General features: G+C 66.9%; 20 protein-coding genes. 12 read left to right on the plus strand and 8 right to left on the minus strand.

All coding sequences use genetic code 11. The features are described from left to right. Positions 1-54: 54 nt before the first annotated feature. Positions 55-2,361, plus strand: a complete 2,307-nt coding sequence (locus C0V74_RS02705; protein WP_143250507.1) for a patatin-like protein — start codon at positions 55-57, stop codon at positions 2,359-2,361. On the opposite strand, the gene dnaJ is transcribed toward C0V74_RS02705, so the two are convergent. Continuing rightward, a complete protein-coding gene (dnaJ, locus tag C0V74_RS02710) occupies positions 2,358-3,476 on the minus strand; it encodes a molecular chaperone DnaJ (RefSeq protein WP_131625501.1) in 1,119 nt (372 codons plus the stop codon). The genes C0V74_RS02705 and dnaJ overlap by 4 nt on opposite strands. A 71-nt stretch (positions 3,477-3,547) precedes the next feature. Next, positions 3,548-5,473, minus strand: a complete 1,926-nt coding sequence (gene dnaK / locus C0V74_RS02715; protein WP_143250508.1) for a molecular chaperone DnaK — start codon at positions 5,471-5,473, stop codon at positions 3,548-3,550. A gap of 167 nt (positions 5,474-5,640) precedes the next feature. Between dnaK and C0V74_RS02720 the strand changes: the two genes are divergently transcribed. The 3 genes from C0V74_RS02720 to C0V74_RS02730 all read left to right on the plus strand — a co-directional run bounded on the left by C0V74_RS02720 (position 5,641) and on the right by C0V74_RS02730 (position 7,898). Beyond that, the gene (locus C0V74_RS02720; RefSeq protein WP_143250509.1) at positions 5,641-6,120 is read left to right on the plus strand and encodes a copper chaperone PCu(A)C; all 480 of its coding nucleotides are present in this window, start codon (positions 5,641-5,643) and stop codon (positions 6,118-6,120) included. Between the two features lie 71 nt (positions 6,121-6,191). Then, the gene (locus C0V74_RS02725) at positions 6,192-6,644 is read left to right on the plus strand and encodes a vgr related protein (protein ID WP_246844939.1); all 453 of its coding nucleotides are present in this window, start codon (positions 6,192-6,194) and stop codon (positions 6,642-6,644) included. 90 nt (positions 6,645-6,734) lie between these two features. Continuing rightward, positions 6,735-7,898 (plus strand): indoleamine 2,3-dioxygenase, encoded by a 1,164-nt coding sequence (locus C0V74_RS02730; RefSeq protein ID WP_143250511.1) that lies wholly within the window; start codon positions 6,735-6,737, stop codon positions 7,896-7,898. Between the two features lie 65 nt (positions 7,899-7,963). Here C0V74_RS02730 and C0V74_RS02735 read toward each other — a convergent pair whose 3' ends face one another. After that, positions 7,964-8,548, minus strand: coding sequence for a nucleotide exchange factor GrpE (locus tag C0V74_RS02735; protein WP_143250512.1), 585 nt, complete (start codon positions 8,546-8,548; stop codon positions 7,964-7,966). A gap of 13 nt (positions 8,549-8,561) precedes the next feature. After that, entirely contained in the window at positions 8,562-9,605 is a 1,044-nt protein-coding gene (gene hrcA / locus C0V74_RS02740; protein ID WP_143250513.1) for a heat-inducible transcriptional repressor HrcA, read from the minus strand. 84 nt (positions 9,606-9,689) lie between these two features. Here hrcA and rph point away from each other — a divergent pair, with 84 nt between their 5' ends. From rph to C0V74_RS02760, 4 genes are read left to right on the plus strand one after another with little or no spacing between them, the layout of a single operon-like run. After that, complete coding sequence (rph, locus tag C0V74_RS02745; RefSeq protein ID WP_143250514.1) at positions 9,690-10,403, plus strand: ribonuclease PH; 714 nt, start codon at positions 9,690-9,692, stop codon at positions 10,401-10,403. Beyond that, the gene (gene rdgB, locus C0V74_RS02750) at positions 10,400-11,026 is read left to right on the plus strand and encodes an RdgB/HAM1 family non-canonical purine NTP pyrophosphatase (RefSeq protein WP_143250515.1); all 627 of its coding nucleotides are present in this window, start codon (positions 10,400-10,402) and stop codon (positions 11,024-11,026) included. The genes rph and rdgB overlap by 4 nt, the downstream gene beginning before the upstream one ends. A gap of 43 nt (positions 11,027-11,069) precedes the next feature. Then, positions 11,070-12,221: a radical SAM family heme chaperone HemW gene (gene hemW, locus C0V74_RS02755; RefSeq protein ID WP_143250516.1), complete on the plus strand. Its 1,152-nt coding sequence runs from the start codon at positions 11,070-11,072 to the stop codon at positions 12,219-12,221. Further along, positions 12,218-13,105: a tyrosine recombinase XerC gene (locus C0V74_RS02760; protein ID WP_143250517.1), complete on the plus strand. Its 888-nt coding sequence runs from the start codon at positions 12,218-12,220 to the stop codon at positions 13,103-13,105. The genes hemW and C0V74_RS02760 overlap by 4 nt, the downstream gene beginning before the upstream one ends. Here the strand turns inward: C0V74_RS02760 and C0V74_RS02765 are convergent. Beyond that, a complete protein-coding gene (locus C0V74_RS02765; protein ID WP_131625491.1) occupies positions 13,102-13,722 on the minus strand; it encodes a DedA family protein in 621 nt (206 codons plus the stop codon). The genes C0V74_RS02760 and C0V74_RS02765 overlap by 4 nt on opposite strands. A gap of 130 nt (positions 13,723-13,852) precedes the next feature. Between C0V74_RS02765 and C0V74_RS02770 the strand changes: the two genes are divergently transcribed. The 3 genes from C0V74_RS02770 to C0V74_RS02780 all read left to right on the plus strand — a co-directional run bounded on the left by C0V74_RS02770 (position 13,853) and on the right by C0V74_RS02780 (position 15,787). Next, positions 13,853-14,491: a LuxR C-terminal-related transcriptional regulator gene (locus tag C0V74_RS02770; protein ID WP_143250518.1), complete on the plus strand. Its 639-nt coding sequence runs from the start codon at positions 13,853-13,855 to the stop codon at positions 14,489-14,491. Positions 14,492-14,643: 152 nt separating this feature from the next. Continuing rightward, positions 14,644-15,150 (plus strand): fasciclin domain-containing protein, encoded by a 507-nt coding sequence (locus C0V74_RS02775; protein WP_131625718.1) that lies wholly within the window; start codon positions 14,644-14,646, stop codon positions 15,148-15,150. Between the two features lie 46 nt (positions 15,151-15,196). Then, a complete protein-coding gene (locus C0V74_RS02780; protein ID WP_210413433.1) occupies positions 15,197-15,787 on the plus strand; it encodes a fasciclin domain-containing protein in 591 nt (196 codons plus the stop codon). An 88-nt stretch (positions 15,788-15,875) separates the two neighbouring features. Here C0V74_RS02780 and gshB read toward each other — a convergent pair whose 3' ends face one another. Genes gshB through rsmI form a run of 3 tightly spaced genes read right to left on the minus strand, consistent with a single transcriptional unit; the run spans position 15,876 to position 18,046 of the window. Continuing rightward, complete coding sequence (gene gshB, locus C0V74_RS02785; protein ID WP_143250520.1) at positions 15,876-16,829, minus strand: glutathione synthase; 954 nt, start codon at positions 16,827-16,829, stop codon at positions 15,876-15,878. 12 nt (positions 16,830-16,841) lie between these two features. Next, positions 16,842-17,192 (minus strand): YraN family protein, encoded by a 351-nt coding sequence (locus tag C0V74_RS02790; protein WP_143250521.1) that lies wholly within the window; start codon positions 17,190-17,192, stop codon positions 16,842-16,844. Continuing rightward, positions 17,189-18,046, minus strand: coding sequence for a 16S rRNA (cytidine(1402)-2'-O)-methyltransferase (gene rsmI / locus C0V74_RS02795; RefSeq protein ID WP_143250522.1), 858 nt, complete (start codon positions 18,044-18,046; stop codon positions 17,189-17,191). The genes C0V74_RS02790 and rsmI overlap by 4 nt, the downstream gene beginning before the upstream one ends. A gap of 27 nt (positions 18,047-18,073) precedes the next feature. Between rsmI and C0V74_RS02800 the strand changes: the two genes are divergently transcribed. Continuing rightward, a complete protein-coding gene (locus tag C0V74_RS02800) occupies positions 18,074-19,258 on the plus strand; it encodes a penicillin-binding protein activator (RefSeq protein WP_143250523.1) in 1,185 nt (394 codons plus the stop codon). Positions 19,259-19,311 lie beyond the last annotated feature (53 nt).

A 19,311-nucleotide genomic window follows, 5' to 3' on the forward strand; every position in this document is an offset into this window, starting at 1 on the left:
GAACATTGGTGGAACGCAATTGCCAAGGGCGGCTCGACACGGCAAGGCCCGCACATGCGTCAGAAGGAACTCCGCATCGCGCTGATCTGCTATGGCGGGGTCAGCTTGGCGGTGTACATGCACGGGGTCACCAAGGAACTGTGGCACTTGGCCCGCGCCAGCCGCGACTATCATGGCGACGGGCCGGAACGGGGCGGCGTCAGTGCGGTCTACCGTGATCTCCTGACCACCATGGAAAGCCGTCACGGCCTGCGCCTGCGGGTGCTGCCGGACATCGTCACGGGGGCGAGCGCCGGCGGCATCAACGCAGTGTTCCTCGCGCAGGCGATCCATTCAGGCCACAGCCTGGAACCGCTGACCGAGCTGTGGCTGGCCAACGCCGATGTCGAACGCCTGCTCGATCCCGATGCCCGGCCATGGTCGTGGGCGGCCAAGCTGTGGGCGATGCCGCTCGTGTGGTGGTTGCTGCGCCGGCCAGGCAACGTGGTCAGCGAAAGCGTGGCCCCGGAAACCCGCGCCGAAGTGCGGCGCAAGGTATCCCACCTCGTGCGCAGCCGATGGTTCGAACCGCCCTTCTCAGGCGACGGATTTTCGGCGTTGCTGTTCGATGCGCTGATGGAAGTGAGCGCGGGCGAGCCGGATGCGCCCTTGCTGCCGCCCGGACACCCGCTGGACCTGATGGTGACCGCCACCGACTTTCGTGGTTTCCTGTCGCTCCTGCGCCTGAACAGCCCGCCAACCGTCGAGGAGAGCGAGCACCGGATGCCCATCGCCTTTCGCAGCAAGACGCCGCCCGGCGGAGGCGAGAACGTGGCTGAACCGCTTGAACTGACGATGGCGGCACGCGCCACTGCGAGCTTCCCCGGCGCCTTTCCTCCGCTGCGGCTCGAGGAGATCGACCGGCTCGCGGCGGCGCGCGGGCGGCGGTGGAATGGGCGTGGCGCGTTTCTCGACCGGATCATGCCCGTGCACGTGCGCCAGGGCAGCGAGGCGCATGTATCGCTGATCGACGGGTCGGTGCTGATCAACGCCCCGTTCGCCGCCGCCCGCGGCGCGCTGACGTCGCGCTCGGCCCAGCGCGAAGTGGACCGGCGGTTTGTCTATATCGATCCCCGCCCCGACCGGTTCGGTTCACTGGAACAATCGATCGATCGGCCGGTGGGCTTTTTCGGGGCAATCTTCGGCTCACTCTCGACCATTCCGCGCGAACAGCCGATCCGCGACAACCTGGAGGCGCTGGAGCGACAGTCACGGGAGGCGGTGCGGTTGGCTCGCATCGTCAAGGCATTGCGCCCGGAAGTCGAAGGCGCGGTCGACAAGCTGTTCGGCATGACCCTGTTCCTCGACCGCCCCACACCCAAACGCCTCGCCGCCTGGCGCACCAAGGCGCAGCAGGCCGCCGCCGACCGCGCCGGGTATGCCTTCCAGGCCTATGCGCAGACCAAGGTGGCCGGGATCATCGACACCCTCGCGCAAGTGGTGCTGGCGGCCGCACCTGCCCTGCTGCTGCCCGATGCGGAGCCGATCGCGCTGCGGCTTCGGCGTGAACTCGACGAGCGGGGGCTGTTCTCGCTGGCGGACGGCGGAGGCGGGCTGAGCGAAGCAGCGGTGGCGTTCCTGCGCGCGCACGATCTCGCATTCCGAGTCCGCCGCCTGCGCCTGATTGCGCGGCGCCTGTCGATCGACTGGGAAGCGGACGAGACGATCCCCGACACCGCGCTGGAGGCGGCGCGAGAGGCGATCTACGACATCCTCGCGCTCTACTTCGCGCAGGAGAGCGGCACCAACCTTGGCGACGACTTCGCGGTTCTGGCGGGCAAGGTGATGAGCGATCCGGGCGCTGTGCTTGATGCTCTGGCCGCGCGGCGGTTGCTGCCCGAGGTCGACGCCGAGGCGGAGGAGCGGCTTTCCGCGGCCCTCGACGAGATGCCCAAGGAGCTTCGCCGGCGTGTGTTGCTCACCTACCTTGGGTTCCCGTTCTATGATGCCGCGACGCTGCCGTTGTTGCAGAACGAAGGCCTCACCGAATTCGACGCGGTCAAGGTCGATCGGATCAGTCCGGAAGACGCCCGATCGATTCGCGCAGGCGGCACGAAGGCCACCCTACGCGGGACCGAGTTCTACAATTTCGGTGCGTTCTTCAGCCGCGCCTATCGTGAGAACGATTACCTGTGGGGTCGGCTGCACGGAGCGGAACGCATGATCGATCTGGTCGCCTCGACCGTAGAGAACTTCAGCGACGGCGAACTGGCTGCGTTCAAGCAGCGCGCGTTCCTCGCGGTGCTGGACGAGGAAGATGGCCGCCTCACCGCCGACCCCGGCTTGATCGCCCGCATCAGGAGTGAGGTGCTGGCCGCTTAGCCCCCAAACGCGTTCTTCAGCTTGTCGAAGAAACCGCGGCTCTCGGGACACTCGTCACCCGTCTCGGTGTCCCGGAACTGCTGAAGCAGGTCGCGCTGGGCCTTGGTCAGCTTGGTCGGGGTCTCGACGGCAATCTCGACCACCAGGTCGCCCCGGCCGCGGCCCTGTAATACCGGCATCCCTGCGCCGCGCACTCGCAGCTGCTTGCCCGACTGGATGCCCGCGGGAACGGAAACCTGGTGCGTTTCGCCGCCAAGATCGGGAATCTCAAGCGTGTCGCCAAGCGCCGCGCTGGTGAAGCTGATCGGGCAGCGGGTGAGCAAGGTCGTGCCTTCGCGCTGGAATACCGCGTGAGGCCGGACATGGACAAAGATGTACAGGTCGCCCGGAGGCGCGCCACGCGGTCCCGCCTCGCCCTTGCCGGCGAGCCTAATGCGGGTGCCGGTATCGACCCCGGGAGGGACATTCACTTCCAGCTTTTGCGGCAGGTCGATGCGCCCTTCACCGCTGCACGAGCGGCAAGGACTCTCGATCACCTCGCCGGCCCCGTGGCAGTTGGGGCACGGGCGCTCGACCACGAAAAAGCCCTGCTTGGCGCGGACCTTGCCGTGCCCGGAACACAGGTTGCAGCGCCGGGCCCCGGTGCCGGGAGTGGCGCCTGACCCGTGGCAGCTATCGCAGGACTGGCTGACCTCGATCTCGATCTCGCGGCTTTCGCCGTGAAACGCCTGATCGAGCGTGATCTCCATGTCGTAGCGCAAGTCCGCACCGCGCCGGGCCTGGGTACGCCCCCCACCGCCAAAGGCGCTGCCAAAGATCGTCTCGAAAATGTCGCCGATGTCGCCGAAATCCTGGCCGTGGCCGGCGCCCCCGCCCATGCCGCCCTGAAAGGCAGCGTGGCCGTACCGGTCGTAGGCAGCGCGCTTCTGCGGGTCCTTCAGGCACTCGTACGCGGCCGAAACGGCCTTGAACTTGTCCTCGTTATCCTTGCACCCGGCATTACGGTCGGGATGGAACTGCATCGCCAGCTTGCGGTAGGCGCTCTTGATCGTGGCGCCGTCAGCGTCGCGGGCGACCCCGAGCACCTCGTAGAAATCGATTTCAGCGGTCGACATGGACTGGCCCCGAACTCAGCCGCCACCGGTGCGGCGGGCACCGGTGGCGGACTGCGTTTTCATCGTTTCGATCAGTTCTTGGCGTCTTCGTCGACTTCCGAGAATTCGGCGTCGACCACGTCCTCGTCGGAACTGCTTTCCGACGCCGCCTCGGTCCCATCGGAGCCCTGCGCCGAAGCCTGTTCCTGGCTGTAGATCGCCTGGCCCAACTTCATGGCGAGATCGGTCAGCGCCTGCGCCTTGCCATTGATGGCGTCGGCATCGTCGCCTTCCAGCGCGGTCTTGGTTTCCGCGATCGCGCTTTCGACCTGGCTCTTGAGATCGGCGTCGATCTTGTCGCCATGCTCGGACAATTGCTTCTCGGTCGCGTGCACCAGGCTATCGGCCTGGTTGCGTGCTTCAGCCGAGGCGCGCCGCTTCTTGTCCTCTTCAGCGAACTTCTCGGCATCCTTGACCATCTGGTCGATGTCCTTGTCGCTGAGCCCGCCCGAGGCCTGGATGCGGATCTGCTGTTCCTTGCCCGTGCCCTTGTCCTTGGCCGAAACGTTGACGATGCCGTTGGCGTCGATGTCAAACGTGACTTCGATCTGCGGCACGCCGCGCGGCGCCGACGGGATGCCGACAAGGTCGAACTGACCAAGCAGCTTGTTGTCCTGCGCCATCTCACGTTCGCCCTGGAACACGCGGATGGTCACCGCCTGCTGGTTGTCCTCGGCCGTCGAGTAGGTCTGGCTCTTCTTCGTGGGGATGGTCGTGTTGCGATCGATCATCCGGGTCATGATGCCGCCCAGCGTCTCGATGCCGAGCGACAGCGGCGTCACGTCGAGCAGCAGCACGTCCTTCACGTCGCCCTGCAGCACGCCCGCCTGGATCGCCGCGCCCATCGCGACAACCTCGTCCGGGTTTACGCCGGTGTGCGGTTCCTTGCCGAAGAACTCCTTCACGAACTCGCGCACGCGGGGCATGCGGGTCATGCCGCCGACGAGCACGACGTCATCGATGTCGCTGGCCTTGAGGCCGGCATCGGCCAATGCCTTCTTCATCGGCTCTTTCGTACGTTCGATCAGGCTGCCAACCATCTTCTCCAGATCGGCGCGGCTGATCGTTTCGACCAGGTGAAGCGGCGTGGTGCTGCCGCCTTCCATGCGCGCGGTGATGAAGGGAAGGTTGATCTCGGTGGTCTGTGCGCTCGACAGCTCGATCTTGGCCTTTTCGGCGGCTTCCTTGAGCCGCTGCAGGGCCAGCTTGTCGGTGCGGAGATCCATGTTCTCCTTCTTCTTGAACTGGTCAGCCAGCCATTCGACGATCGAATTGTCGAAGTCTTCACCGCCGAGGAAGGTGTCGCCGTTGGTGCTCTTCACCTCGAACACGCCGTCGCCGATCTCGAGGATTGAGACGTCGAACGTGCCGCCGCCAAGGTCGTAGACCGCGATGGTCTTGCCGTCGTTCTTTTCCAGGCCATAGGCGAGCGCGGCTGCGGTCGGCTCGTTGATGATGCGCAGCACTTCAAGGCCGGCGATCTGGCCGGCGTCCTTGGTCGCCTGGCGCTGCGCGTCGTTGAAGTACGCCGGCACGGTAATCACCGCTTGAGTGACCTTTTCGCCCAGATAGCTTTCGGCGGTTTCCTTCATCTTCTGCAGGGTGAAGGCGCTGATCTGGCTGGGGGAGTAATCCTCGCCGCCGGCCTGGACCCACGCGTCGCCATTCTTGCCCTTGACGATCGTATAGGGGACCAGCTCGGTGTCCTTCCGGGTCACCGGGTCATCGAAGCGGCGGCCGATGAGGCGCTTGACCGCGAAAATGGTGTTGTCGCCGTTGGTGACGGCCTGGCGCTTGGCCGGCTGACCGATCAGCCGTTCGCCGTCCTTCGTGAAGGCGACGATCGAGGGCGTGGTGCGCGCGCCTTCCGAATTCTCGATGACCTTGGGCTTGCCGCCGTCCATGACCGCGACGCAGGAATTGGTGGTGCCGAGGTCGATCCCGATAACTTTTGCCATGGTTTCCCTATTGCCTTCTCTGGTGTTGGACACCGCCCATCCGGCCTCCCGCGTCTGCGGCAAGGCCTGTCGGCGGCTCGATTAACGCGGGCGATATAGGTGCGCTTTCGCTTGGCACAAGAGAGCTTGGGCGCTACGCGAACGGCGCCAGCAAGGGGGAGAAAACGATGCCGGGCAAGCTGTTTGCAGTCGCGCTGATGGGCGCTGCGCTGACCCTTTCGGGATGCGGCGAGAGCCCGGAACAACCCGCCGCCACTGATGCCGTTGGCATCCCCGGCATGAAGATTTCGAACGCCCGCATGGTGCTGGCGCCGGTGGCGGGCAATCCGGCGGCGGTGTATTTCGACCTCGCCTATGACGGGGATCGTCAGGTCGCGCTCAACCGCGCGGAAGTCACCGGCGCAAACAGCGCGGCGTTCCATGACTACGCCGAGTTCGAAGACATTCGGCAGATGCAGGAGATGCTGCCGGTGCCGCTCAAGAAGGGCGACCGGATCACTTTCGAGCCCGGCGGCAAGCACCTGATGGCGATGGATGTGTCACCCGACCTCAAGCCAGGCGGCACGACCGAGGCGGCGGTGATCGTTTCCGGTGGCAAGAAGCAGACATTCCCGGTGGAGATCCGCGCAGCCGGGGATGAGCGCTGAACCAGGCGAATGACGAACTCGGAATAGAAAGCCACTCCGCGCCAGCCTGCCCGGTGGGCGGTGAACGGCGGTTGACGGACGGCGAGGTCGACCTTGCGCGCAGTGTCTTCGGCAGCGCCATCGATTATGCGCGCGTCACCATCCGGCGGCGCAAGTTCTTCCCTTTCCAGCCGCGTCATACGACCATGGCGCCGCGCGGTCACCTGCACTTTCACCCGCGGGGGACCGGCTACTGCGACGATTTCGGTCGCGCGGGTCGCGTGGCGCAGGGATTGTTTATCCACGAAATGACGCATGTGTGGCAAACGCAGACACTCGGCGAGTGGTACCTGGTGCTCCACCGCCACCCGTTCTGCCGCTACGACTACAGCCTCAAGCCCGGTTGGCCGCTTGAACGCTATGGCATCGAGCAGCAGGCGCAGATCGTGAAGCACGCGTTCTGGCTGCGCAACGGGGTGAAGGTGGCAGGCGTTGGCGATGCCACCGCGTATGATCTGCTGGTGCAGTTTCCGGGGACGGTCTGACGCGGTCGGCTTGAGCGATACGGTTTCGCTTGATACCATCTGCGCATCGATCCGGGCGGCCCAACCCGCGCCCGGCATACGGTGCAATCCATGGAGCTATCTGACTACGGCATGTCGCGGACTCGCGGCTTTCTTTCGCATTACGAGATCGACGAGATCGCCCTCCCCTCCCAATTTGACGAAGTAAAAGACGCCGCCGGCAACCTGTCCGGCCTGCTGTCCACCGGGCGCGTGCGCCACTGGCTCGACCAGCTCGCCGACCCGACGCTAGAAGACTGGGCGCGTGAAGCCGCGGAGGAAGAGGTCCGCACCGCAATGGTCCACTACAGCTTCCTGGTGCAGGCTTACGTCTGGGGCGAACCTCTCCCGCCAGAGCATCTGCCGGCCAATCTCGCCCGCCCGATGGTGGCAATCGCAGATCGCTTGGGCCAGGCGCCATTGCTGCCATATTCCGCCTACGTGCTCGACAACTGGTCGCGACTCGACAAGTCAGGGCCGATCAGCCTTGAAAACATCTACATGGTTCAGAACTTCCTTGGCGGAGCCGATGAAAACTGGTTCGTGATGATCCACGTCGCGATCGAGGCCGAAGCCGGCGTGCTGCTCGACAATGCGGCGCGGCTGGTGACGGTTGCGCGGCAGGGGGACGAGGCGGGGGCCGAACGACTGCTGGTTGAGATGGATGCCGCGTGGGAGCGGATTTATGGCCACTTCAGCCGCATGACCGAGCGTTGCGATCCCTACATCTACTTCCACCGGGTGCGCCCCTACATCCACGGGTGGGCCAACAACCCGGCGCTGGCTGGCGGCGGGTTGATCTACGACGGCGTGGAGCGGTTCGAACGCAAGCCGATGCCGTATCGCGGCCAGACCGGCAGCCAGTCGAGCATCGTCCCGGCGATGGACGCGCTGTTCCAGGTGGGTCATTCAGACGATCCGCTGCGCCAGTTCCTCGACGAATTGCACCACTACCGCCCTGTGCCGCATCGCCGCTTCATCGAAGACATCGCGGCGCAGTCCACCTTGCGCGCGTTCGTGGCGGGCTCGGCATCGCAAAGCCTCAAGGACGCATTCAACGCCTGCCTTAACCAGACGGCCCGCTTCCGCACTCGCCACCTCGAATACGCGGCGAGTTACATCAACAAACAGGCAGGTAGCATCGCCGGCAACGATCCCGATGTCGGCACCGGCGGCACGCCGTTCATGAAATACCTGAAAAAGCACCGCGACGAAAACCGCGCGCAGCTCGTGTGAATTATGCTTGCTCCCCGGCAGAACGGTCTCTGCCGGGGAGCAACAAGCAATTGATCAGGAAGTGATCAAGGCTTCTTCGCTACCGCCACCATTGCCGGTCGCAGCAGGCGGTCCTTGATCATCCAGCCGGTCTGCATTTCCTGCACCACGGTGCCCGCTTCCACGGTGTCACTAGGCACTTCCAGCATCGCCTGGTGCTGGTTGGGATCCAGCGGCAGACCCATCGAGGCGATCCGGGTGATCCCGTGCTGGGCGAACACCTTTTCGACTTCGCGCTGGGTCGCTTCGATACCGGTGACCAGCGCCTTCATGCGCGGATCGTCGTGGAGTTCGGCCGGGATGGCATCGATCGCGCGTACCAGGTTGTCGTACACCGACAGAATATCCCGCGCGAAGCCGGTCGCGGCATAGGCGCGAGCGTCGACGATATCCTTTTCCATGCGGCGGCGCACATTCTGCGTTTCCGCCTTGGCATAGAGCGTTTCCTGCTTCGCGGCTTCGAGGTCGTTCCTCAACGCCGCGAGCGCCTCTGACACGTCGGAACCGCTTTCCGTCGCGTCTTGCGCTTCGTCGAGCATGTCGGCTGGGACGCCGTCGAGTTCCTTGGCCACGGCTTCATCCTCGGGGCGTGAATCTTGGTCTGCGATCATTGTTTTTTCGTGGTTATCCGATGATCTTGCCCAGTGATCGGGCGGTGAAATCCACCATGGGGACAACGCGCGCGTAATTCAACCGGGTGGGGCCGATGACACCCACCACGCCGACCACCCGGCCCTCGCGATCGCGGTAGGGCGATGCGATGACGGAGGATCCCGACAGGGCGAACAAGCGGTTCTCGCTGCCGATGAAGATACGGGTCGCCTGCGCCTCCCGCGCGGCCTCCAGAAGTGTGGCGACCTCCTGCTTGTCCTCCAGGTCGTCCAGCAACTGGCGCACCCGTTCGATGTCACCGAGCGCCTCCTCGTCGAGAAGGTTCGCAGCGCCGCGGACGATCAGCACCGGGCGGCGCGCGGCGTCCTCACTCCACACGGCAAGCCCGCGTTCGACCAGGTCGCGGCTGGCCGCGTCGAGCTGGCTTCGGCCCGTTGCAAGTTCGGCGCGCATGGCGGCGGCGGCTTCGGCCAGCGTTCGCCCGGCAAGGCGCGCGGTGATGAAGTTGCCCGCCTGCTCCAGGGCGGAGGGGCTTGCCGGGGCGGAAAGCTCGATCACCCGGTTCTCGATCCCGCCATCCTCTCCCACCAGCACCGCCAGCGCCCGGGTCGCGCTGAGCGGGACGAGTGTCAGCTGCGCCAGTCGCGGCTCCTTGCGCGGCACCATGACCATGCCGGCTGCCCCCGAAATATCCGACAACAAGGCGCTGGTCGCCTCCAGCGCGGCTTCGATCGGACCGGGTGCGGCGAGACGCTTTTCGATCGCCTGCCGCTCCTGCCGGGTGGGTTCAGCCACCTGCATCATCCCGTCGACGAACAGCCGCAGGCCCACGTCGGTCGGCATGCGTCCAGCGCTGGTGTGCGGCGCGGCGAGCAGGCCCAGGGTCTCCAGCTCCGCCAATACCGAGCGGATGGACGCGGGCGACAGGTTCAGCCCGGCATCGCCGGCAAGCGTTTTCGATCCCACCGGCTGTCCGCTGGTGAGGTAGCCTTCCACCACGAGGCGGAAGATATCGCGGGAGCGAGTGCTGAGTTCGGTGACGGGCGGCGTGGCCATAGCCGCTAACTCTAGAGCCTGTCCTTGCAGCCTCAAGGGCGAAGCGCCTAACGCGGCGCGAACGACTCATCAAAGGAATGACCCATGCGACCATCCGGCCGCGCGCCCGACGAGATGCGCGCCATCACCATCGACACCGGCTTCACCGTTCATGCTGAGGGCTCGTGCCTCGTCAGCTTCGGTGATACCCGGGTGATCTGCACCGCCAGCGTGGAAGAGCGGGTGCCCCCGTTCCTGCGCGGCAAGGGCCAGGGCTGGGTCACGGCCGAGTACTCGATGCTCCCGCGGGCGACTCATACGCGCGGCCAGCGCGAAGCGGCCAAGGGCAAGCAGAGCGGACGGACACAGGAAATCCAGCGGCTGATCGGGCGCTCGCTGCGCTCGGTGGTGAACCTGAACAAGCTCGGCGAGCGGCAGATCACGCTCGACTGCGACGTGATCCAGGCCGACGGCGGGACCCGCACCGCCTCCATCAGCGGCGCATGGGTCGCCCTGCGGCTGGCGGTCAACGGCTTGATCAAGAAGGGCTTGCTGGCCGAAGACCCGATCGAGGCGAAGATTGCCGCGATCAGCTGCGGAATTCACCAGGGCACCCCGGTGCTCGACCTCGATTATGCCGAGGACAGCAATGCCGATGCCGACGCCAATTTCGTGTTGATCGAGGGCGGCAGGATCGCCGAAGTCCAGGCCACGGCCGAGGGCGCGACGTATGACGAGGAAGGGCTGTTGCGGCTACTCCGACTTGCGCAGATCGGTTGTGCCCAAATCTTCCGGGCGCAGGAGAGCGCCACTCGATGACCCGGCGGATCGGTTCCGGCACCGTGGTGATTGCCACGCACAACGCGGGCAAGCTGAAGGAAATCGGCGCCCTGCTGGAGCCGTTCGGCGTCAAGTGCATCTCGGCTGGATCGCTGGGGCTGCCTGAACCGGCGGAGACCGGCACCACGTTTGTCCAGAACGCGCTGATCAAGGCGCGAGCGGCGGCGGAGGCGTCAGGGCTCGCCACGCTGGCGGACGACAGCGGGTTGTCAGTGGCGGCGCTGGACGGGCGCCCGGGGGTCTATACCGCCGACTGGGCCGAACGGCAGTGGTTCGAAGGAGAGCCGGGCCGGGACTGGTACATGGCGATGGGCAAGGTCGAAGGCCTCCTCGCGGCCAAGGGTGCCTCTACCCCGCGCGACGCATGGTTCAGCTGCGTTCTCGCGATTGCCTGGCCCGATGGCGAAAGCGCGGTTTACAAAGGGCGTGTCGACGGTGCACTCACCTGGCCGCCGCGGGGCACGCTGGGGTTTGGCTACGACCCGGTGTTCGTTCCTCAGGGGCGCGAGGTCACCTTCGCCGAGCTCGATCCGGAGGAAAAGCACCGCATCAGTCACCGCGCAGATGCGTTCGAGAAGCTGGTTGCCGATCAGTTCGGCTGATGTGCTAGAGTGCAGCGGCACTAGCGAAACCTGAAAGCACCCGATGGCGCGCGCGCTTTACATTCACTGGCCGTTCTGCGCGCGCAAATGCCCGTATTGCGACTTCAACAGCCATGTCCGCGAAAGCGTCGACCATGCCGCGTGGCAGGCGGTCTTGATCGCTGACATGCGCCACGAGGCGCAGATCGCCGGTGGGAAGCCGCTGCAGTCGGTGTTCTTCGGCGGCGGCACGCCCAGCCTGATGCCTCCGGCGTTGGTGGCGGCGCTGCTCGCGGAGGCGGAGCGGTGGTGGGGCTTCGCGCCGGACGTGGAGATCACGCTGGAGGCCAATCCGTCATCGGTCGAAGCGGCGCGGTTCGAAGGGTTGGCCGCGGCGGGTGTGAACCGCGTGTCGCTGGGGCTGCAATCACTCGAAGATTCCGCGCTCAAGTTCTTGGGAAGGCTGCATAATTCCGCCGAAGCCCTGGCCGCCCTCAAGTTGGCGCACAAGAGGTTCAACCTGGTCAATGCGGACCTGATCTATGCCCGTCCGGGGCAGACTCCGGCCGATTGGCGCGATGAACTGTCGCGCGCGCTGGACCTTGGCACCGGACACCTCTCGCTTTACCAGCTCACGATCGAGCCCGGCACCCGCTTCGCGACCGATGTGCGACTGGGTGCCTTCGCCCCGCTGGAGGACGATCCGGCGGCCGACCTGTTCGCGCTGACCCGCGAACTCACGGCAGCGGCGGGGTTGCCGGCATATGAAATCTCCAACCACGCCCGCCCGGGCGAGGAGAGCCGGCACAACCTCGCTTACTGGCGCTACCAGGATTACGTCGGGATCGGACCGGGAGCTCACGGCCGGCGGAGGGGCAGCGCGACGGTGCGGCACAAGAAGCCGGAGAACTGGCTGGCCGCGGTGGCGGAGCGAGGACACGGGATCGCCGAGGAACGATCGCTCGCGGCCAGAGAGCAGGCCTCCGAGGCGCTGCTGATGGGTTTGCGGCTGGCCGAGGGGGTGGACCTGGCCCGGCTGTCGGAGCGGCTAGCCGTCCCGGCGGAGGAGCTGGTCGATCCGGCACGGCTGCAGTTCCACATCTCGCTCGGGCTCGTGCGGCAGGCAGGGACGCGGGTCTTCGTGACCGACGCGGGGATGCCGCTGCTCGATGCGCTGCTGGGCGAGCTGGTTCCGGCGGAACTGGTCGCCGCGTGAGCAAGGCCGACCTGCTGGAGGCGTGGGGCGAGCATCTGCGCAACGGCCGGCGCCGATCCCCCCATACGGTCCGCGCCTATCTCGCGACCGCGGACAGGTTGTTGACCGAGGAACAGATCTGCGACTGGCCGCGCGCCGCCGCGCTCGATGCCGCCGCCCTGCGCCGCCAACTGGCGCTGCGCCGGGCCGACGGACTCGTGAACACCTCGGCCGCGCGCGAACTGTCGGCGCTGAAGGGCTTCGTCGCATTTGCCCGGACGCAAGCCGGGGACGAGAGTACCGCGCCCCGCCTGCGCGGCCCGCGGATCAAGAAGGGCTTGCCCCGCCCGATCACCTCGGACGAAGCGGTGAACCTGGCCGAACTGGTCGACCACAATGCCGCCGAAGACTGGATCGGAGAGCGCGACCGCGCAGTGCTGCTGCTGATGTACGGTGCCGGCTTGCGGATTGCGGAGGCTCTATCGCTGACGGGCGGCAGCCTGCCGCTGAGCGAGACGCTGACCGTGACCGGCAAGGGTGGCAAGCAGCGGATCGTGCCGCTGATCCCGCTGGTGCGGGAGGCGGTGGCCGCCTACGCCGCGAAATGTCCCTGGCCGCTGGCGAAGGAACAGCCCCTGTTCCGCGGCGCCAAGGGTGGACCGCTGGGCCAGGGCATGGTGCAAAAGGCGGTCGCGCGGGCGCGCATCGCGCTGGGCCTGCCGGCAACCGCCACGCCTCACGCCCTGCGCCACAGCTTTGCCACCCACCTGCTCAGCGCCGGAGCGGACTTGCGATCGTTGCAGGAACTGCTCGGCCACGCGAGCCTCGGGTCGACGCAGATCTACACCCGCGTCGATGCCGCCACCCTGCTCGACACATACCGGCGGGCGCACCCGCGCGGCTAGTCGCCCGTGCGGTCCGCAGCGGGGCGCGGCTTCCAGGTGAGCACGCGGTACGCATAGCCCAGCACCGCCAGCGCGATCAGACCCACGATGATCCACCCCATCGCGGATTCGTATTCCTCCAGATACCGGGCAAGGAACGTGCCGCCAAGGATCAGCAGCGCGTTCCAGATCGCCGACCCGGCGGTGGTGAACAGCAGGAAGCGCCACACGCTCATGTGCGCAAGGCCGGCCGGCAGCGAGATCATCGTGCGCATGAACGGACTGAAGCGGAGGAAGAACACCACCCATTGGCCGTGTTTCTGGAAAAAGGCCGTCGCGCGTTCGACGTGTTCGAAATCGATCGTCAGCCACCGGCCCCACCGCTCCACGAACGGTTGGGTCCGCTCATATCCCCAGCGGTCCCCGATCCAGTACCAGGCGTAATTGCCCGCCACCGTGCCGAGCGTGCCCCACACCATCAGCGGCCAGAACGCCATGTCACCGCGCGCGACCAGCACCCCGCCGATGCCCATGATCACTTCGGACGGGATCGGCGGGAAGATGTTTTCCAGCGCCATCAGCACGAAGATGCCGAAATAGCCGCCCTTCGCGATCGCTTCGATGATGATTGAATGCATGGGGCTGATAACGACAGGGTGGCGATTGTTATCCCTGCCCCATTACTCGACCTGCGAGCGATCGCCCTTCCCGGCGCCGCTGCGCCCTGCGGCCTAGGCTTGCCGGGCGAGAACAGGTAATGCGAACGCGATGGAGGAAAAACCACCCGTTCCCCCCGCCCCGCTTCCCGCCTCGGAGCGCGAGCTGTTCGCTTCGATTGCCCTCAGCCCGATCGCGACCGTCATCACCGATCCACGGCTGCACGACAATCCGGTGGTCGCGGCGAACGACGCCTTCTGCGCGCTCACCGGCTATCGTCATTCGGAGATCATCGGGCGAAACTGCCGGTTCCTGGCCGGGCCGACCACCGAACCCCACCTGACCGAGCGGATTCGCGCCGCGATCCGCTCGCCCGCGGCCACGCTCACCGAACTGGTCAACTATCGCAAGGACGGCACGCGCTTCCGCAATGCGGTGCTGATCGCCCCGATCCTGGACGGGGACGGCTCGCCCGCGTGGTTCCTGGGGTCGCAGGTGGACGTCAGCACGGCAGAGGATGCCGCGGACGTGCTCCGGCGGCAGCGGGCCCGCGACGCGGTGGAGGCGCTGTCCCCCCGCCAAAAGCAGGTCCTGACCGAAATGGCGCATGGTTATCGCAACAAGCAGATCGCATGGCGGCTCTCGATCAGCGAACGAACGGTCAAGATGCACCGCGGCCTGATGCTGGAGAAGCTGGGCCTGCCCACGTCTGCCGACGCGATCCGGCTGGCGATCGAGGCGGGACTGTAGCCCTTCGAGATACGGTACAAAGTCCATGTAACCAGCCCCAGGACGGGTTCCTATCTTTGCGTCACACAGACGCCATCGAGGACCCGCCCATGAAGCTTTCCGTCGCCGCCGCACTGGCACTTTCCGTCGCCCCGCTTGCCGCCTGCACCACGATGATGGACGGCGGCATGGCGACGCAGACCGCGTTCGTCGGTGGGGCCGAGATGTTCCCATCGCGCAATATCGTCGAAAACGCCGTCAATTCGCCGATCCACACCACGCTCGTCGCAGCGGTCAAGGCTGCCGGGCTGGTCGACACTTTGTCCGGGCCCGGTCCGTTCACCGTGTTCGCGCCGACCAATGATGCGTTTGCGAAGCTGCCCTCCGGCACGGTCGACACCCTGCTCCAGCCCGCCAACCGCACCCAGTTGCAATCGGTGTTGACGTACCACGTGGTCCCTGGCCGCGTGAGCGCAGCCGAACTGGTCGAGATGATCCGGGCCGGCGGCGGCACGGCGCGGCTGACCACGGTGCAAGGCGGCGTGCTGACCGCCAGCATGATGGGCAACCGGGTGATGCTGACCGATGCCGCCGGCGGCATGGCCCACGTCACCCAGGCCGACGTGTTCCAGTCGAACGGCGTGATCCACGTGACCGACGCCGTTTCGCTCCCCGGCTGAGCCGCCAGTTGTTCTCAAAAGTAGTAGTGAACTGAAAGGAATGTCGATGAAGACCCTCATGACCGGCGCGGCGCTTGCCGCCGCCCTGACTCTGGCCGCGTGCGATGCCCCGGCTGAAACCACCACCCCCGCCGCCACCGATGACATGGCGATGGCCGAAGAGACCGCCGGCGATACCGCACCGGCCGGTGGCGCAATCGTGGAACTGGCGCAGAGCAACGCCGACCTGTCCACGCTGGTTTCGGCGGTTCAGGCAGCGGACCTTGGCACCACGCTTTCCGGGGCGGGACCGTTCACCGTGTTCGCGCCGACCAACGCCGCGTTCGAGGCCGTGCCGCAGGCCGCACGTGACCAGCTGATGAGCCCCGCCGGCAAGCAGGACCTGACCGGCATCCTCACCTACCACGTGGTCGCCGGCGAAACGATGAGCCCCGCGCTGATCACCGCCATCGAAGGCGCCGGTGACGCAGGCTACACCATCAAGACCGTCAATGGCGCGAACCTCACCGCCACCCTCGAAGGCGGCAAGGTCGTCCTGACCGACGCCGCCGGCAACAAGGCGACCGTCACCCAGACGGACGTCGATGCCTCCAACGGCGTCGTGCACGTCATCGACAAGGTGCTGATGCCCGAATGAGTTAACAGAGGCTGTCGCCCTTTGCAGCCTCGCGGCGGCGGGTCCTTCGGGGTCCGCCGCCGTTCTCTTGTGCCCAGTGCAGCCAGCGTCAGGCGGACAGGCGCGCCTCGATCGCGTCCCAGATCCGGCCAGCGGTGTCGGTGCCGTTGAAGCGGTCTATGGCGACGATGCCGGTGGGGCTGGTGACGTTTATCTCGGTCAGCCACTGGCCGCCGATCACGTCGATGCCGACGAAGATCAGGCCCAGCTCCTTCAACCGCGGGCCCATCGCGGCGCAGATTTCCTCCTCGCGCGGGGTCAGCCCCGTCGCCTCGGCGCTGCCGCCCACGGCTAGGTTGGACCGGAACTCCCCCTCCCCCGGCTTGCGGTTGATCGCGCCGGCCACCTCGCCGTCGATCAGGACGATGCGCTTGTCGCCCTGCGCGACCTCGGGCAGGAACGGCTGGACCATGTGCGGTTCGGGCCAGGTCTGGTTGAACACCTCGAACAGGGCCGAAAGGTTGTCGCCATCGGCCGGCACGCGGAAGATCGCCTTGCCGCCGTTGCCGTGGATCGGCTTTACCACCACCGCGCCGTGCTGGCGTTGAAAGGCGCGGACTTCCTCGGCCGAACGGGTGACCAGCGTCGGCGGCATGAATTGCCGGTAATCGAGCACCATGACCTTTTCGGGCGCGTTGCGGACGCTGACCGGGTTGTTCACCACCAGCGTCTCGCCCGCGATCCGTTCGAGCAGGTGCGTGGCGGTGATGTAACCCATGTGGAACGGCGGGTCCTGCCGCATCAGCACCACGTCGATGTCGCGCCCCAGGTCGAGCCGCCGCGCCTCGCCGGCGGTGAAATGGTCGCCCGTCACCGGCTGCACCCGCACGGGACGCGCCGGTGCGGTCAGGCGGTCGTCGGCGTCGAGCGTGAGGTCCCCGGCGTCGTAGTGGAACAGCTCATGCCCGCGCGCCTGTGCGCTCAGCATCAGCGCGAAGCTGGAATCGCCGGCGATGTTGATGCTTTCAAGCGGGTCCATCTGGACCGCGACGCGCAGGGTCATCCGTTTTCCTTTTCAGGGCTGCCAGGCGTTGACGATGTGCTGCGGCGGGCAGTCTGGCGCAAGCAGGATCACGTCGATCCGCAGGTCTTCTCCGCCGCTCGCGTATTCGTGCGCGACCGCTTCCACCGCGGCGGCGACGCGGCGAAGGCGGTATTCGTCGATCGCGAGCGCAAGCTCTTGCGCGTTCCTGCGCCACTTCACCTCGACGAACGCGACCACGCCGGCGCGGCGCGCGATGAGGTCGATTTCGCCCAGCGGCGTCTTGCGCCGGCGGTCGAGGATCGCCCAGCCCTTGGCCTGCAGATACAGCTCCGCCGCCACCTCGCCCTTGCGCCCGGCGGCTTCGGCGCGCTGGCGCTTCACCCGGCTTTCAGCTCGAGCGCGCGGGCGTAGAGATTCTTGCGGTCCAGCCCCGTCGCCTTGGCCACCTGCGCGGCAGCCTGCGACGGCTTGAGTGTCTCCAGCGCCTCGACCAGGAGCGCCTCGGCATCGGACGCATTCGGCGCGTTTTCGCCAGGCGGGCCGATCAGCAGGACGATCTCGCCCTTCGGCGGATGCGCGGCATAGTGGGCGATCAGCTCTTCAGGAGAGCCGGTGCGGCATTCCTCGTGCAGCTTGGTCAGTTCGCGCGCGACCGCGACCTCGCGCGCCGGCAGGACTTCGGCGATGGCGGCGAGCGCCTTTAGCAGGCGCGGCGCGGTTTCGTAGAACACCAGCGTCGCGGGCACCGCCGCCAGATCGCGCAAGGCATCGGCGCGCGCCTTGTCCTTGACTGGCAGGAAGCCGGCGAACAGGAACTTGTCGTTGGGCAGGCCCGACAGCGTCAGCCCCGCCACCGCCGCGCACGGGCCGGGCAGCGTCACGATCGCAATCCCCGCCGCGCGCGCCTCGCGCACCAGGCGGTATCCCGGGTCGGACACCAGCGGAGTGCCCGCATCGCTGACCAGCGCGACCGAGCGGGTGTGCATCGATTCCACCAGCCGCGCGCGGTCCTTGTCGCTCGCGTGATCGTCGTATCGCCACAGCGGCTTCGATGCGCCGAGGTGCTTCATCAGCTTGCCGGTGACGCGGGTATCCTCGCACGCGACCCCGTCGCACGCCCGCAGCACCTCGGCCGCGCGCAGGGTGATGTCGCCAAGATTGCCAATCGGCGTCGCCACGATGTAGAGGCCGGGAGACAGAGTTGCGGGCGCGCGGGTGGACACGGCCGGCCTCATGAACCAGCGATACGGGGAGCGGCAAGCATGAACGTTGCCAAGACAGGCGGATTGATCGATCGGCGCAAGCTGCTCGCGGTGGGCGGAGCGATGCTGCTGGCCGGGTGCAAGATCATCCCCGGCGGCGGCGTTTCCACAAGTCCGGACCCGGTCCCGACCCCCACGCCGAGCGCCAGTGTCCCCAGCCCGCTGCCAACCGACACCGCGCGCCACCGGGTGGCGCTGCTGGTGCCGATGTCGGGCACCAACGGCGCGGTCGGCCAGTCGATCGCCAACGCCACCACGATGGCGCTGCTCGACACCAGTGCCGAAAGCCTGCGCATCACCACCTACGACACCGCCGGCGGCGCCCGCGCGGCAGCACAGCGCGCGGTGGCCGAGGGTAACAAGCTGATCCTGGGGCCGCTGTTGTCCGAAGATGTCGGCCAGGTGCTGGCGGAAGCGCGCCCCGCCAACGTGCCGCTGATCACCCTGTCAAACGATACCGCGGTCGCCGGTCCGGACGTGTTCGTGATGGGCCAGGCACCCGAACAGTCGATCCAGCGCACGGTGGATTACGCCCGCTCGCGCGGCTCCAGCCGGTTTGCCGCCATCGTCCCCGAAGGCGAATATGGCCAGCGCGCCGCTGCCGCGCTGCGCGCCTCGGTCATCACCGCCGGCGGCACAGTGGGCGCGGTCGAGACCTATGCGCGGGGCAACACGTCGGTGGTCAGCGCCGCCAGCCGCCTGGCGGCGAAGGGCGGCTACGATGCGGTGCTGATCGCCGACGGCGCGCGGTTCGCCGCGCAGGCCGCCACGGTGCTGAAGCCGCGGGCCACGGCCGGCGTGCAACTGCTCGGCACCGAGCTGTGGAGCGGCGAGAGCGAAGTCACCCGCGCGGCCGGGCTGCGGGGTGCGTGGTTCTCGGCCATGTCCGACGCGCGGTTCAAGCGGTTCTCCGACAGCTACAAGGCCCGCTTCGGCGGTGCGCCCTACCGCGTCTCCACGCTGGGGTATGACGGGGTGCTGCTTGCGCTCAGGATCGCGCGCGACTGGAAACCGGGGCGCAGCTTCCCGGTCGCCCGCCTGCGTGACGAAGGGGGGTTTCTGGGCCTCGACGGCGCGTTCCGCTTCGGCCGCAATGGCGTCGTCGAACGGACGATGGAAGTGCGCGAGGTCCGAAACGGCCAGGTGGTGATCGTCGATCCCGCGCCCGCCGCCTTCGGCAACTGACGATAACCCCGTGGCCTGCTTGAAGCGCGCAGCTCCCGCTGCGTATAGCTGAA

The sequence above is a fragment of the Altererythrobacter sp. TH136 genome (assembly GCF_007065885.1).
In the GTDB taxonomy this organism is placed as follows: domain Bacteria; phylum Pseudomonadota; class Alphaproteobacteria; order Sphingomonadales; family Sphingomonadaceae; genus Tsuneonella.